Consider the following 14285-nt stretch of genomic DNA (forward strand, 5'->3'; position numbering starts at 1 on the left):
GCCATGGTGCCTTCGGGCGCCGCCAGCCCAGTGAGGCACTCATGCCTACGGTATTGACCGTCGTCCCGTCAATCGTCCCCACCACCGGTGGCACCGTCGTCACGATCACCGGCTCCGGATTCATCGGCGCCACCGCCGTCAGCTTCGGCGGCACGCCTGCCACCACGTTCACGGTCAATTCCGACACCCAGATCACCGCCACCACACCCGCGCGCGCCGCGGGCATAGCCGCGGTCACCGTGACCGGGCCCACCGGCACCAGCAACCCCGTGAACATCATCTACCAGGGCACCACCACGCCACCCACCATCACCAGCATCGCCCCGTCGTCAGGTCCCACCACCGGTGGCACCGTCGTCACGATCACCGGCTCCGGGTTCACCGGCGCCACCGCAGTGAGTTTCGGCGGCACGCCGGCCACCACGTTCACGGTCAACTCCGCCACCCAGATCACCGCCACCACACCCGCGCACGCCGCAGGAGCCGTCCAGGTCACCGTCACGGCGCCCACCGGGACCAGCAACGCCGTGACCTTCGCCTACCAGGCGCCCGCCGCGCCCGTGATCACCAGCATCGTCCCATCTGCCGGACCCACCACCGGTGGAACGATCGTGACGATCACCGGCTCCGGGTTCACCGGCGCCACCGCAGTGAGTTTCGGCGGAACACCGGCCACCACCTTCACGGTCAACTCCGCCACCCAGATCACCGCCACGACACCTGCTCACGCAGCGGGTGTCGTCCAGGTGACGGTGACCGGGCCTGGTGGCACGAGCAACCCGGCGAACTTCGCCTACCAGGCGCCCGCGGGTCCGATCGTGTCCAGCGTCGTCCCGTCGTCCGGACCCACGACCGGTGGAACGGTCGTGACGATCACCGGCTCGGGGTTCACCGGCGCCACCGCGGTGACCTTCGGCGGAACACCGGCCACCAGCTTCATGGTCAACTCCGCCACTCAGATCACCGCGACCACACCGGTGCACGCGGCCGGCACGGCTCCCGTCGTGGTCACCACACCAAGCGGAAGCAGCAACAACAACGTGGCGTTCTTCTACCTGAACGCTCCTGTGATCACGGGGCTGTCCCCTGATCAGGGGCCCGCTTCAGGTGGCACGGTCGTGACGATCACCGGCACCGGGTTCGCGGGGGCCACCTCGGTGACCTTCGGTGGCACACTCGCCACCGCGTTCACCGTGGACTCGGACACCCAGATCACGGCGACCGCGCCGGCGCACGCGCCTGGTACGGCGGATGTCGTCGTCACGGCCCCGGGCGGTACGAGCACCGGTTCCCCGTACGCCTACGTTGCTGCTCCTGTGATCACCACATTGGCGCCGAACGCGGGCCCGCAGGCCGGTGGGACGTCGGTAACCATCAGCGGTGCCGGATTGACCTTCACCAGTGCGGTGCAGTTCGGAGCCAACCCGGCTGCGTTCACGGTGCTGTCCGACAGCCAGATCGTTGCGACAGCACCAGCGGGTACAGGCACGGTCCAGGTGACGGTCACGACGCCGGGAGGCGTCAGCAACGGACTGCCGTACGAGTACGTGCCACCGCCGGAGATCTGACCGGAAGCAGGAACGGCACTCTCGCTCCGACTCATCGGGCGAGAGTGCCGTTCGTGGCTCTGAGCGTGAGGCTCAGGTGGCCTTCGAGCCCACCCAGCTCATCAGGCCGCGGAGCTTCTCGCCGACCTGCTCGATCGGGTGCTCCGCGCCCTCCTTCTGGAGACGGGTGAAGTTCGGGCGGCCGGCCTCGTCCTCGGCCACCCACTCCTGCGCAAAACGCCCGTCCTGGATCTCGGCGAGGATCTTGCGCATCTCGTCCTTCACCGCGGGCGTGATGACGCGTGGACCGCGGGTGAGGTCGCCGTACTCGGCGGTGTCGGAGATCGAGAAGCGCTCATTCGCGATGCCGCCCTCGTACATGAGGTCGACGATCAGCTTGAGCTCGTGCAGACACTCGAAGTACGCGATCTCCGGCGCATAGCCGGCCTCAGTGAGCACCTCGAAGCCCGTCTGGACGAGCGCAGCGGCGCCACCGCAGAGAACGGCCTGCTCACCGAACAGGTCGGTCTCGGTCTCCTCCTTGAACGTGGTCTCGATGACACCCGCGCGGGCGCCGCCGATGGCCGCGGCGTAGGAGAGGGCGAGGGCCTTCGCGTTGCCGGTGGGGTCCTGCTCCACCGCGATGAGGCACGGCACACCCTTGCCGTCGATGAACTGGCGGCGCACGAGGTGACCCGGGCCCTTCGGCGCGACCATGGCGACGTCGACATCGGCCGGGGGCTTGATCAGCTCGTAGCGGATGTTGAAGCCGTGGCCGAAGAAGATGGCGTCGCCCGGCTTCAGGTTCGGCGCGATGTCGTCGGCGTAGATGAAGCGCTGCTTGGTGTCGGGCGCCAGGATCATGATCACGTCGGCTTCGGCGGACGCCTCGGCAGGCGTGACGACCCGGAGCCCCTCGTCGGCAGCCTTCTGCCGCGACTTGGAGCCCTCCGGGAGCCCGATCCGGACGTCGACGCCGGAGTCACGCAGCGACAGGGCGTGCGCGTGACCCTGGCTGCCGTAGCCGATCACCGCGACCTTGCGGCCCTGGATGATCGACAGATCGGCGTCGTCGTCGTAGTAGATGTTCACGGCCATAACGGGTGAAGTGTTCCTCTCGGATCGTGGCTAACGAATGGCAGCGGCGGCGGTGATCGAGCGGGGACCGCGGCCGACGGCCACCATCCCCGACTGCACCATCTCGCGGATGCCGAAGGGCTCGAGGTTCTTGAGCAGCGCGCTCAGCTTCTCAGCGGTTCCGGTGGCCTCGATCGTCAGTGCCTCCGGTGTCACGTCCACCGCCTTCGCGCGGAACAGGTTGACGATCTCGAGCACCTGGCTGCGCACGCCGGGGTCGGCGCGCACCTTGACCAACAGAAGTTCGCGCTGGACGGATGCGGCCGGCTCCAGCTCCACGATCTTGATCACGTGCACGAGCTTGTTGAGCTGCTTGGTGACCTGCTCGAGCGGAAATTCGTCGACGGCAACGACGATCGTCATCCGCGAGATGTCCGGGTGCTCGGTGGGTCCCACGGCGAGCGACTCGATGTTGAAACCGCGCCGGGAGAACAGGCCCGAGATCCGGGCCAGCACCCCCGGCTTGTCCTCGACGAGCACCGACAGGGTGTGCCGTTCGATCACTCTTCCTCACCCTGCCTCATTGCCTCCGCCGTGACGGCGCCGGTGCCGGCGTCGTCAGCGACGATCTCGTCGGTGTCGAACAACGGCCGGATGTTGCGGGCCGCCATGATCTCGGAGTTGCCGGTGCCCGCTGCGACCATGGGCCACACCTGGGCGTCGGCTCCGACCACGAAGTCGATCACAACCGGTCGGTCGTTGATCTCCATGGCCTGCTGGATGACGGCGTCGACCTCGTCCTTGGACTCCGCACGCAGCCCGACGCAGCCCATCGCCTCGGCGAGCAGCAGGAAGTCGGGGATGCGGTGCTTGTGCGTGCCGAGGTCGCTCTGGGAGTAGCGCTCCGAATAGAAGAGCGTCTGCCACTGCCTGATCATGCCGAGGTTGCCGTTGTTGATGATGGCGACCTTGATCGGAATGCCCTCGAGCACGCAGGTGGCGAGCTCCTGGTTGGTCATCTGGAAGCAGCCGTCGCCGTCGATCGCCCACACCACCGTGTCCGGGCGGCCCATCTTCGCGCCCATCGCCGCGGGCACCGCGTAGCCCATGGTGCCGAGGCCGCCGGAGTTGAGCCACGTGCGCGGCTTCTCGTACCGGACGAACTGCGCGGCCCACATCTGGTGCTGCCCGACCCCCGCCACGTAGACAGCGTCCGGACCTGCGGTCTGGCCGATCCGCTCGATCACGTACTCGGGCGACAGCGAGCCGTCGGCGGGCCAGTCGTAGCCCAGCGGGTAGGTGGAACGCAGCCCGTCGAGCCGCGCCCACCACGTGGTGAGGTCGGTCTGGCCGCGCTCCGCCCGCTCGACGCGCAGCGCGTCGATGAGCTCGGTGATGACCTCCTTGGCGTCCCCGACGATCGGGACGTCGGCCCGGCGGTTCTTGGAGATCTCGGCCGGGTCGATGTCGGCGTGCACGACCGCCGCATTGGGCGCGAAGCTCGCGAGATGACCGGTGACCCGGTCGTCGAACCGCGCCCCGAGTGCGACGAGCAGGTCGGACTCCTGCATGGCCGCCACCGCGGTGACCGTGCCGTGCATGCCGGGCATCCCGACGTGCTGGCGGTGGCTGTCCGGGAAGACGCCGCGGGCCATCAGGGTGGTGACCACCGGGATGTTGGTGAGCTCCGCCAACTCCAGCAGCTCGGCCGAGGCCTCCGCCTTGAGAACACCGCCGCCGACGTAGAGCACCGGCCGCTGCGCCGAGCTGATCAGCTTGGCGGCTTCCCGGATCTGCTTGCCGTGCGGCCGCGTGGTGGGCCGGTAGCCGGGGAGCTTGAACTCCGGCGGCCAGGAGAACGTGGTGCGCTCCTGCAGCACGTCCTTCGGGATGTCCACCAGGACCGGGCCCGGTCGGCCCGTGGATGCCAGGTGGAACGCCTCCGCGATAGCGCGCGGGATCTCCGTCGCATCCTTCACGAGGACGTTGTGCTTGGTCACCGGCATGGTGATGCCGGTGATGTCGGCTTCCTGGAACGCGTCGGTGCCGATCAGCGCGCGCGTCTGCTGGCCGGTGATCGCGACGATCGGGACCGAGTCCATGTATGCGTCGGCCATCGGCGTGACGAGGTTCGTGGCACCCGGCCCCGACGTCGCCATGCAGACGCCGACCCTGCCGGTGGCCTGCGCATACCCCTCGGCCGCATGCCCCGCGCCCTGCTCGTGACGCACGAGCACGTGGCGCACACGCGTCGAGTCGAGCAGCGGGTCGTAGGCGGGAAGGATCGTGCCTCCCGGAATACCGAATACGACCTCGCAGCCCAGCTCCTCGAGCGAGCGGACGAGCGACTGTGCGCCGGTCATCGGTACACGGTCGAAGCGCGGACCGGGGACGGTCTGCGCCGACGCCGGCTGGGCGGGGCCCGAGCCGGGCTGGGCACCCTGGCGGCCCGGCGGCGGCGCCGGCTTCGGTCCGGACGGTCCGGGGACCGAGCCGGAACGGGGCGTTGCGGTGGTCATCTGCGGCAGCTCCGGGAGTTGGGGCCGGACATGAAAAAACCCCCGACCGCCAGCTGGCGGAACGAGGGTGGCGCGTCGACGACCGAGGGCTCTCTCAGGCGTGGACGCGCCTGATAAGTACGAGCTCCTGGGCGGCTGGCATGGGCGGGACGCTAGCCGTCCGCCCACGAGGGCGTCAAATCCCTGGGACTGTGATACCAGATACTGGAACACCACCAGGCGATTCCGGCCTTACTCGTCCGGATCGTCCGGCCTGTCACGCCCGCCGGTCCGCCGCCGCGGCCACGGCAGCCGCAGACGCGACGAACAGTAGACCGAGAAGCGCTTCACCGAACGGCGGCGGGGCATCGCTCGTGAGCGCGCGCACCGCACTGCCCACCGGCGGGAGCCAGGGTTGTACGGCCGTGACCGTCACGACGCTGACGGCGAGGAGGAACGACCAGCCGATGCGTGTGACCAGGGGCCGGGCGCACAGCACCCCGATCGCGGTACCGGTGGTGGCCGCGGCGACGTGGACGAGCACACCGGAGAGCACCGCCTCCGCTGGATAGGGGTCGGCCGCCCGCAGCACCGGCACCACCACGGAGAGCAGGACGAGCACGGCGTCGGCGGCGAGAGCGACCAGCACGGTGCCGGTCACCAGCCGGACCGGCCCGCCCGCCGCCGCCATCGTGACGAGACGCTGGGCCGGGGCCTCGATGTTCGCCACCACCAACGTCAGCCATGCTGCGGTGGGGTAGAGCGCGAGCGCCGTCGCGGGCCACACGCCAGGCGGGCGACCGACGCTGTCGCTGAGCAGGACCGCGAGCACGACGCCGTAGACGACGACCGGGATCAGAACCCGCTGGGATCGGACGACGTCGGCGCCCACGTATCGGGCGACGGCCAGGGTGCGCACTGTTACCGGGCCTCCTGCCGAACCGTGGGTCGCCGACCGTGGGGTCGAAGTCTGCACAAGCCCGATCACCGCCTGCACCCCGCCGTCCCCGCGACCGCCCGGTCCGCAGGTGGCGATCCCCGGTGGGTGAGACCATGGCCTGGTGAGCACCACCGGCCCCGATCCCGTCCCCCGCGCCGTCTTCCGCACCTCGCCGCTGACGATCCTGGTGGCGCTCGCGTTCGCCTTCTGCGCCACACCCGTGGCGCTGGGGGGCCCGTACCTGTGGCTGCTCTACCTCATACCGATCGGCATCATCGTCTGGACGCTGCGGGTGCGCACCGTGGCCGATCCGGACGCAGTGACCATCCGCCGGATTGTCGGCGGGAGGCGCGTAACGTGGCCGGAAATCAGCTCGCTGCGCCTCGGCCATCGTTCACGAATTCGCGGTCGTGCCGGGGTCAGCGCGGTGCTGACCGACGGCGCCGAGCTCTCGCTCCCCGCCGTCGGAGTCCGCGACCTGCCCCAGCTCGCCGCCGTCAGTGGCGGCAGGCTGCCCGACCCGGCTGGAGAGTGAGCCGATGCCGGCTCTGCGTTCCCGCGTCACCACCCAAGGCCGTAACGCCGCCGGAGCGCGTTCGCTCTGGCGCGCCACCGGCATGACCGACGACGACTTCGACAAGCCCATCGTCGCCATCGCCAACTCCTACACCCAGTTCGTGCCCGGCCACGTGCACCTCAAGGAGCTCGGTGAGCTCGTGGCGGGGGCGATCCGGGAAGCGGGCGGCGTGGCGCGGGAGTTCCACACCATCGCCGTGGACGACGGCATCGCGATGGGCCACGGCGGGATGCTCTACTCGCTGCCCAGCCGCGAGGTGATCGCCGACGCCGTCGAGTACATGGTCAACGGGCACGCCGCCGACGCGCTGGTCTGCATCTCCAACTGCGACAAGATCACGCCCGGCATGCTCAACGCCGCGATGCGCCTCAACATCCCCACCGTGTTCGTCTCCGGCGGGCCGATGGAGGCAGGCAAGGCCGTCGTCGTCGACGGGGTGGCGCACGCGCCCACCGACCTGATCACCGCGATCTCCGCCTCGGCGTCGTCGCAGGTGGACGACGCCGGGCTCGGGCTCGTGGAACGCTCGGCCTGCCCGACCTGCGGTTCGTGCTCCGGGATGTTCACCGCCAACTCGATGAACTGCCTCACCGAGGCCCTCGGCCTCGCGCTGCCCGGCAACGGCTCCACGCTGGCCACGCACGCCGCGCGGCGCGAGCTGTTCCTCGAGGCGGGCCGCACGGTGATGGCGCTCGCGAAGCGCTGGTACGGCGACGACGACGCCTCCGTGCTGCCCCGGTCGATCGCGAACCGGAAGGCGTTCGAGAACGCGATGGCGCTCGACGTCGCGATGGGTGGTTCCACCAACACCGTGCTCCACATCCTCGCCGCCGCGCAGGAGGGCGAGATCGACTTCGACCTGGAGGCGATCGACGCCCTGTCGCGCCGGGTCCCCTGCCTGGCCAAGGTGTCGCCGAACTCCAGCTACCACATGGAGGACGTGCACCGGGCCGGTGGAATCCCGGCCATCCTCGGCGAGCTCTGGCGGGCCGGGCTGCTCAACGAGGACGTCCACACGGTCCACTCGCCGTCGCTGCGGCAGTGGCTGTCCGAATGGGACGTCCGGGCGGAGGCACCGTCGGAGAAGGCCGTGGAGCTGTACCACGCGGCCCCGGGCGGGGTGCGCACGACGGAGGCGTTCTCCACGGAGAACCGCTGGTCGTCGCTCGACAAGGACGCGGCCGGCGGCTGCATCCGCGACGCCGAGCACGCCTACACCGCCGACGGCGGGCTCGCCGTGCTGCGCGGCAACATCGCCCCGGACGGTGCGGTGATCAAGACCGCAGGCATCCCCGAGGACATCTGGCGCTTCTCCGGCCCCGCCCGCGTGGTGGAGAGCCAGGAGGAGGCCGTGTCGGTCATCCTCACCAAGCAGATCCAGCCCGGTGACGTGCTCGTGGTGCGCTACGAGGGGCCGGCGGGCGGGCCGGGGATGCAGGAGATGCTGCACCCCACCGCGTTCCTCAAGGGCGCAGGGCTCGGCGCGAAGTGCGCCCTGATCACCGACGGCCGGTTCTCGGGCGGGTCGAGCGGCATCTCGGTGGGCCACATCTCTCCCGAGGCCGCTGCAGGCGGTGTCATCGGCCTGATCGAGGACGGCGACACAGTGCTCATCGACGTCCGGAGCCGCACGCTCGAAGTGCAGGTCAGCGACGAGGTGCTGGCCGAGCGCCGGTCCAAGATGGACGCTTCCGAGCAGCCGTGGCAGCCGAAGGACCGCGAGCGCCCGGTCTCGAAGGCACTGCGCGCCTACGCGGCGCTCGCCACGAGCGCGCACACGGGCGCCGTTCGCCGGGTGCCCTGACGTCTCCGGCCGGCTCGGATGCCGCCGTGGCATCCGGGCCGGCTCCGGCTGACCGCCGACTCCCAGTCAGACGCGCAGGAACACGTACACCAGCACACCCACGGCCACGCCGACCACCAGCGCCAGCACGCCCCACGAGGCCGGCCGCCGGTGCCAGGCACTACCGTTCTCGATCGCGATCCTCCCGGCCCCGGTGAGGACGAGCGCGGCGGCCGCGAGCCCGAGCACGACGTCCAGCTCCACGGCGTTCGCCCCCGCGGCCGTGATGAAGAAACCGCTCGTCATCTTGATCAGCACCGCGTTGATCTTGATGGCGACCAGCGCGGCTGCCGCGAGCGGCGTGAGCACCCCCAGCACGACGAACGCCCCGGCCACCAGCTCCGCGATCCCGGTGGCCCACGACAGGGTGGGGGCCTGCTGGTAGCCGTAGCGCTCGAGCATGCGGCCGAACTCGGCGACGCCAGGTCCGTCCCACAGCCCGAACACCTTCTGCATGCCGTGCGCGAAGAACGTGCCGCCCACGGCGAACCGAAGGATCAGCAGCCCGACGTCGGTGGCGCCGTTCCATGCCAACGGCCTGCGGTTCGGACGCGTGGTGCTCGCCTCCGGCTCGCCGAACGAACTACCAGGACCAGGGAGCATCGACGTCGGCCGGTCGGTCATGCCGGGAGGGTAGACGCGCCGGGCCGGTTACGCACTCGGCTCGGCTCGTCACTCACCCGGATCAGTACCCGTTCTCCACAAGGTTCGGCGGCTGCTCCCCGCGCACGTAGGCACCGAGCTGCTCGGCGACCACCTCATAGGCGCGTCGCCTCGTGCTCGGCACGCTGCCGCCCACGTGCGGCGTGACGAGCAGCCCGGGCGCGCGCCACAGCGGGTGGTCGGCGGGCAGGGGCTCGGGCTCGGTGACGTCGAGCGCGGCACGCAGCCGTCCGCTCGTGAGCTCCGCGGTGAGCGCGTCGGTGTCGACCACCGACCCGCGCGCGGCGTTGACCAGCAGCGCCCCGTCCGGCATCGCGGCCAGGAACTCGGCGTCGACGAGCCCGCGGGTCTCGTCGGTGAGGGGCACGACCACCACACAGGCGTCGTGCCGCGGTAGCAGGTCGAGCACCTCGTCGATGCCGTGCACGCCCGGACGGGCCCGGCGCCCGACCAGCGTGGTCTCGACGTCGAAGGGCGCGAGACGGTGCACCGTGTTCTCGGCGAGGTCCCCCGCGCCGAGGATGAGAACCCGCTTCCCGGCCAGCTCCTCCGTGGCGTGTTGGTCCCAGTGCGCCTCGTCCTGCGCCCGGATGAACCGCGGGAAGTCGCGATAGACCGCCAGGAGGGCCCCGACGACCCACTCCGCCGTGGCGCCACCGTGGGCGCCCCGGCAGTCGGAGAGTGCGACACCGTCGGGCAGCCGACCGACCCAGGTCTCCGCACCCGCCGACAGGAGCTGCACCAACTGCAGCTTCGGCAACGACCTCGCCATGGCCAGCCCGTCGCCGTTCGCGAGGGCGGGAACGAGCACCTGTGCGGTCTCCGCCGCCTCCGGAAGCTCGCTGCCGACGTCGTACCTCAACGGGGTGATGCCGGGGACGGCGGCGAGAGCGGTCATCCCCTCCTCATGCGGAACCAGAACAACGATGTCGCCCATGCCCCGACCCTAATGACGTGGCTCGGGTCGGCCTGCGGGTGTGGGGGGTCCAGCACGACGAACCGTTCACGGGCCGCTCACTCCGTGCCGCATAGCCTGGGTCCGTGGGAGGACGGGTTCGGCGCGCGGCGGCCACGGCGTTGCTCGGCCTGCTGCTGGCCGGCTGCGCGACGTTCCCCGACCAGGGCCCGCGGGAGTGGCGGGAGCAGGTGGAGGGTGCGGGAGAGCTCGGAGGCCCACCCGTCATTCCGGAACCCACCCCGCCGCAGTCCCCGCCTCCCGGAGGCGACGCCGGGCAGCCCGGCGCGCCCCAGCAGGCCACCGGGTGCGTCGACCCCGACCCGCAGGTCGTGGCGACCTGTCTGGAGCCGGTGGGCGCCATCGCGGTCCTTCCCGACGGCCGTTCGGCACTCGTGGCCGAGCGCGCGACCGGTCGGGTGCTGCGAGTGCAACGCGGGGCGGACCCGGTTCTGGTCACCACGGTGCCGGTGGACCCGAGCGGTGGCGGCGGCCTCACCGGGCTGGTGCTCTCCCCGTCCTACGCCGAGGACCAGCTCGTCTACGCCTACGCCACCACCCGCGAGGACAACCGTGTGGTGCGGATCGCGCCGGGCGAGGCTCCCAAACCTGTGCTCACCGGCATCCCCCGCGGCCCCCGGAACAACAGCGGAGCCCTCGGCGTGGACGTCGACGGGTCGCTGCTGGTGGCCACGGGTGACGCAGGCGGCGACCCGGCGGCCCCCGGTTCGCTCGCGGGCAAGCTGCTGCGCATCGACACGCTGGGCCGTCCCGCCCCGGGCAACCCGGACCCCGCCTCGCTCGTGCTCAGTTCCGGGCTGCGGGCGCCGGGCGGGATCTGCATCGACCCGGTGACGACGATGGTCTGGGTGACCGACCGCACCGGCACGCAGGACGTGTTGCACCTCGTCGTGCCCGGGCCGCTCCCCGCGCCCGCCTGGACCTGGCCCGACCGGCCCGGTGTGGCCGGCTGCGTGGCCCAGCCGGGGCTGGTCGCCATCGCGCTCACCGGTGCCGCCTCGCTCTTCGTGCTGCACCCCGGCGACAACGCCATGTTCACGGGGACGCCGGAGAAGATGCTCACCAACACCTACGGCCGGCTCTCGGCGGCGGCCTTCGCCCCGGACGGGCTGCTCTGGCTGGGCACCGTCAACAAGGCGGGCGGCAAGCCTGTTCCCAGCGACGACCGGGTGATCCGGATCCAGCCGCCGGCGGGAGGCGGGGAGAGCCGCACCTGAGGTCGCCGCCGTCAGATCGGCCGGATGCGTCCCCCCGTGCGGGCCATGGCGAGCGCAACGACCTGCGTGCGTTGAGTCGCTGCGAAGTTGTCGTCGCTGACCAGGACCAGGGTTCGCTCGCCGGTGCACACGTCCGGTCCCCACGTCATGCCTTCGATGTTCTCGATCCCCTCCAGCCCGACGTCGGCGAGATCGACCAGCAATGTCTTGCGTGCCGGTTCGATCGAGGCTCCGACCAGCGACGGCAGAGCGCGCACGTCGGTGGCGCGCGAGATGTCGGCCACGTAGACGCGGATCCGGTTGCCGGAGCCGGCCACGAAGGCCCGCTCCAGGAGGAGGAACCGGGTGGAGGTCGCCGGTTCGCAGGCGAGGATGGACGCCACGCCGGAGTTGCCGTCCGCAGGCCCCTCGGGAAGGGGGTCGAGCTCGTAGGCATACTGAGCGAGGACCGCCCCCTCCACCGATTGCACCGTGATCCTCGTGACGCCGCCCGCACCCATCGTCGGCTCGGGCCCGTCCGCCAGGAGAGGGTCCTCCAGGACGGAGACGACGAGGTCGCCGTTGCGGGCGAACGTGAGGCTCTCGATGGCGTGGTCCTGCCTCGGCCCGAGCCCTCCCGAGTACAGCTCGTTGCGCGGAATCGGCAGGTCACGCAGGAAACGGCCGTCGCGGGTCGAGATCCGCAGCGCGGGATCGACGAGGATGCGCTGCCCCGCGCTCGACTCGGCGAGGATTCCCTCGTGGCTCCACAGCATTCGGCCCGTCCGCGGATCCACACGGATCTCCTCGGGGTCCACGGTGCCGAACACATTCCGGTCGCCCGGTCCGAAGTCGAACTGCTCCGTGGCCCATTCGTCGAGCGAGGGATATGCCTTTCCGTCGGGCCGCCGGAAGAAGGTGACCCCGGTCAGCATGACGTCGTGCAGCCCACCGGCGTCCAGTTCGATCTCTGCTGTGTAGAAGCGGGCAGGGTCGACGGCGGAGCGGTCGTCGCTGACGAGCAGGTACCGACCGGTGCGAGGGTCGTAGTCGACGCCGGAGAACCCGCCGACCGTCGTGCCGCGGAACTGAAGTCTGTGGGGCAGGGTCCGTTCGCCCAGTAGGCGCACCGCCCCGTAGCGGCATCTGGCTCGCTGCCACGCGATGTGGCGCTGTTGCTCCATCGTTCCCCCCGGCACTGGTCGCCCCCCGTCATGCGCAGGCGTTGCGCACTCCCACCAAGGCAGACGCGTGCGGCGGGCAAGCCGGTCCAATGACGTGGAAGGAATCACATCCGCCCAGATCAGGAATCCGGATATGCGAATTCCCGCATTCATATCGACGAGCGGACGTCGATGATCGGGGCCGCCATGACGCTGCGATCCCGGGCGCGGTCGCGGCGGGGCGGTCAGGGCTGGTGCTGCCCCCACCGGCCGTGGTGGACGACCTCGGCGACGCCGCGCCGTCCCCGTTTCAAGGAGGGAGACGGTGTGTCGGGGGCCGGGTAGCCGATCGAGAGCACACCGATCGGCTCGTACGCGTCCGGGACCCCGAACTCGGCCCGGACGGGCGACACCCGCGACGGTGGGAGCCCGAAGAAGCACGCCCCCAGCCCCTCGTCCACCACGGTCTGCAGCATCAGCAGCGACGCCATCCCCGTGTCGATGTACCAGTAGGGCATGGGCCAGCGGGCCTCGTCCTGGTCGGTCCAGCCCTTGTCCGGCTCGGCGTAGCGCTCGAGGTAGGCGGCCTTGTGCGCGAACGGGATCACCAGCAACGGCGCCCGCTGCAGGCCGGCGAGGACCCAGTCGTAGCTCCCGTCGGGCTCCTCCTCGGCCGAGGCCGCCCAGAACCGCTCCCGGTCCTGCGGACTCTCGAGTACGAGGAACGCCCAGCCCTGGCTGAAGCCGCCGGAGGGAGCGTGCAGGGCGTTGGCCAGGATGCGGTCCCGGATCGGAGACGGCACGGACCGCTCAGGATCGTAGTTACGGATCATGCGCCGCCTGCGGACGATCTCGTCGAACTCCATTCCGGAAGTCCTACCGCTCCGTCTCCCGCCCGGGAAGATCGTTCTCGTCGCGGCGGCCGAGGTGAGCGTGCCGTGATGCCACCGACCAGGCCAGGGACATCTCGGACCACGGCGGATGGCGCGCCCAAGCGACGACGGCCGCGTCCTGACCCACCCCACCGACCAGGAGGGCGTGCCGCGGGTCACCAGGCCCGATAGATCTCGCGGCGGTGTCCGACGTCGAGCACCAGGACCAGGAGCCGCTTGTCCTCGACCCGGTAGACCACGCGGTAGTCGCCACACGGAGCCGCAGCGCCCCAGGATGACCGGCGAGAGCCTTGACCCCGGAGGGCCTCGGGTCGAGGGCGAGGTTGTACATCGCCACCACGAGTCGGCGGGCGATGGGCTTGTCGAGCTTGTGCAGTGTGCGTTCAGCCGCCGGGTCAGCTCGACCTCGTACCGGCGTAGGTCGTCGTCCTCGTTCACTGACGCTCGCGCGGCTTGGCGTCATCGGCTGTGGTCGACCCGATCGACCGGCTGTTGCGCCCCCGACGACCAAGCGGCCTTGCGCCCCTCCCGCTCCGCTGCCTGAGGACCGGCGAGGGAACGACGTCCAGCTCGTCGGCGACGTCGAGCAGCGGCCGGGTCGAGGCACCGGCGTCCAATTCCTCCTCCGCTTCCCGTGCGAGCCTCGACAGGTGTGCGTCTTCGGCGGCTTCCGCGGCTTCGGCGACCTCGACGGGGACGACCGCACCGACGCGCTGTCCACGCTTCGTGATGTAGGTGATCTGCCCGGCGTACGTCGCCCGCCCAAGGACGTCGGCGAAGTGGTCGCGGGCGTCGGAGATGGGCAGTTCCTCAGGCGCAGTCACCACTACAACGTACGAGTTCAGGGGGTGCCGATTTCGGGTGGTCGAGAACCGCTGCGGTGCACGATCAGATCCAGCACTTCACATGCCA

General features: G+C 70.6%; 13 protein-coding genes and 1 pseudogene. 4 read left to right on the forward strand and 10 right to left on the reverse strand.

Annotated elements, in window-relative coordinates; genetic code table 11:
• Positions 1 to 41 precede the first annotated feature (41 nt).
• Positions 42 to 1568 carry an IPT/TIG domain-containing protein gene (locus ABD743_RS05555; RefSeq protein ID WP_344719495.1) on the forward strand — a complete coding sequence of 509 codons (1527 nt, stop codon included), beginning with the start codon at positions 42 to 44 and terminating at the stop codon, positions 1566 to 1568.
• A 72-nt stretch (positions 1569 to 1640) separates the two neighbouring features.
• Here the strand turns inward: ABD743_RS05555 and ilvC are convergent, their stop codons facing one another.
• The 4 genes from ilvC to ABD743_RS05575 all read right to left on the reverse strand — a co-directional run bounded on the left by ilvC (position 1641) and on the right by ABD743_RS05575 (position 6041).
• Entirely contained in the window at positions 1641 to 2645 is a 1005-nt protein-coding gene (ilvC, locus tag ABD743_RS05560; RefSeq protein ID WP_344719496.1) for a ketol-acid reductoisomerase, read from the reverse strand.
• A gap of 30 nt (positions 2646 to 2675) precedes the next feature.
• Positions 2676 to 3185, reverse strand: coding sequence for an acetolactate synthase small subunit (gene ilvN, locus ABD743_RS05565; protein WP_241036039.1), 510 nt, complete (start codon positions 3183 to 3185; stop codon positions 2676 to 2678).
• Positions 3185 to 5143, reverse strand: coding sequence for an acetolactate synthase large subunit (locus ABD743_RS05570; protein ID WP_344719498.1), 1959 nt, complete (start codon positions 5141 to 5143; stop codon positions 3185 to 3187). The genes ilvN and ABD743_RS05570 overlap by 1 nt, the downstream gene beginning before the upstream one ends.
• A 256-nt stretch (positions 5144 to 5399) precedes the next feature.
• Positions 5400 to 6041, reverse strand: a complete 642-nt coding sequence (locus tag ABD743_RS05575; protein WP_344719501.1) for a hypothetical protein — start codon at positions 6039 to 6041, stop codon at positions 5400 to 5402.
• 142 nt (positions 6042 to 6183) lie between these two features.
• On the opposite strand from ABD743_RS05575, the gene ABD743_RS05580 reads away from it, so the two are divergent.
• Entirely contained in the window at positions 6184 to 6597 is a 414-nt protein-coding gene (locus ABD743_RS05580) for a PH domain-containing protein (RefSeq protein ID WP_344719503.1), read from the forward strand.
• A 4-nt stretch (positions 6598 to 6601) separates the two neighbouring features.
• Positions 6602 to 8443, forward strand: coding sequence for a dihydroxy-acid dehydratase (ilvD, locus tag ABD743_RS05585; protein ID WP_344719505.1), 1842 nt, complete (start codon positions 6602 to 6604; stop codon positions 8441 to 8443).
• A gap of 66 nt (positions 8444 to 8509) precedes the next feature.
• Here the strand turns inward: ilvD and ABD743_RS05590 are convergent, their stop codons facing one another.
• Both ABD743_RS05590 and ABD743_RS05595 read right to left on the reverse strand, forming a co-directional pair.
• Positions 8510 to 9106 (reverse strand): DoxX family protein, encoded by a 597-nt coding sequence (locus ABD743_RS05590; RefSeq protein WP_344719506.1) that lies wholly within the window; start codon positions 9104 to 9106, stop codon positions 8510 to 8512.
• 61 nt (positions 9107 to 9167) lie between these two features.
• The gene (locus ABD743_RS05595; protein ID WP_344719507.1) at positions 9168 to 10082 is read right to left on the reverse strand and encodes a 2-hydroxyacid dehydrogenase; all 915 of its coding nucleotides are present in this window, start codon (positions 10080 to 10082) and stop codon (positions 9168 to 9170) included.
• Positions 10083 to 10186: 104 nt separating this feature from the next.
• Here ABD743_RS05595 and ABD743_RS05600 point away from each other — a divergent pair, with 104 nt between their 5' ends.
• Complete coding sequence (locus ABD743_RS05600; protein WP_344719508.1) at positions 10187 to 11338, forward strand: PQQ-dependent sugar dehydrogenase; 1152 nt, start codon at positions 10187 to 10189, stop codon at positions 11336 to 11338.
• Positions 11339 to 11349: 11 nt separating this feature from the next.
• On the opposite strand, the gene ABD743_RS05605 is transcribed toward ABD743_RS05600, so the two are convergent.
• The 4 genes and pseudogenes from ABD743_RS05605 to ABD743_RS05615 all read right to left on the reverse strand — a co-directional run bounded on the left by ABD743_RS05605 (position 11350) and on the right by ABD743_RS05615 (position 14197).
• Positions 11350 to 12501, reverse strand: a complete 1152-nt coding sequence (locus ABD743_RS05605; protein WP_344719510.1) for an esterase-like activity of phytase family protein — start codon at positions 12499 to 12501, stop codon at positions 11350 to 11352.
• A gap of 224 nt (positions 12502 to 12725) precedes the next feature.
• Positions 12726 to 13346, reverse strand: coding sequence for a nitroreductase family protein (locus ABD743_RS05610; RefSeq protein WP_344719512.1), 621 nt, complete (start codon positions 13344 to 13346; stop codon positions 12726 to 12728).
• Between the two features lie 182 nt (positions 13347 to 13528).
• A pseudogene (locus ABD743_RS44395) lies at positions 13529 to 13651 on the reverse strand (type II toxin-antitoxin system RelE family toxin); the annotation flags it as partial.
• A 156-nt stretch (positions 13652 to 13807) separates the two neighbouring features.
• Positions 13808 to 14197, reverse strand: a complete 390-nt coding sequence (locus tag ABD743_RS05615; protein ID WP_344719513.1) for a type II toxin-antitoxin system prevent-host-death family antitoxin — start codon at positions 14195 to 14197, stop codon at positions 13808 to 13810.
• Positions 14198 to 14285 lie beyond the last annotated feature (88 nt).

Origin of the sequence: Pseudonocardia yunnanensis, assembly GCF_039534065.1 — a bacterium.
GTDB lineage: Bacteria > Actinomycetota > Actinomycetes > Mycobacteriales > Pseudonocardiaceae > Pseudonocardia > Pseudonocardia yunnanensis.

Excerpts from the sequence above, each read along its gene's own strand:
- ABD743_RS05570 (WP_344719498.1), bottom strand. The coding sequence starts at position 5,143 with ATGACCACCGCAACGCCCCGTTCCGGCTCGGTCCCCGGACCGTCCGGA.
- ABD743_RS05555 (WP_344719495.1), top strand. The coding sequence starts at position 42 with ATGCCTACGGTATTGACCGTCGTCCCGTCAATCGTCCCCACCACCGGT.
- ABD743_RS05605 (WP_344719510.1), bottom strand. The coding sequence starts at position 12,501 with ATGGAGCAACAGCGCCACATCGCGTGGCAGCGAGCCAGATGCCGCTAC.
- ABD743_RS05610 (WP_344719512.1), bottom strand. The coding sequence starts at position 13,346 with ATGGAGTTCGACGAGATCGTCCGCAGGCGGCGCATGATCCGTAACTAC.
- ABD743_RS05595 (WP_344719507.1), bottom strand. The coding sequence starts at position 10,082 with ATGGGCGACATCGTTGTTCTGGTTCCGCATGAGGAGGGGATGACCGCT.
- ABD743_RS05590 (WP_344719506.1), bottom strand. The coding sequence starts at position 9,106 with ATGACCGACCGGCCGACGTCGATGCTCCCTGGTCCTGGTAGTTCGTTC.
- ilvC (WP_344719496.1), bottom strand. The coding sequence starts at position 2,645 with ATGGCCGTGAACATCTACTACGACGACGACGCCGATCTGTCGATCATC.
- ilvD (WP_344719505.1), top strand. The coding sequence starts at position 6,602 with ATGCCGGCTCTGCGTTCCCGCGTCACCACCCAAGGCCGTAACGCCGCC.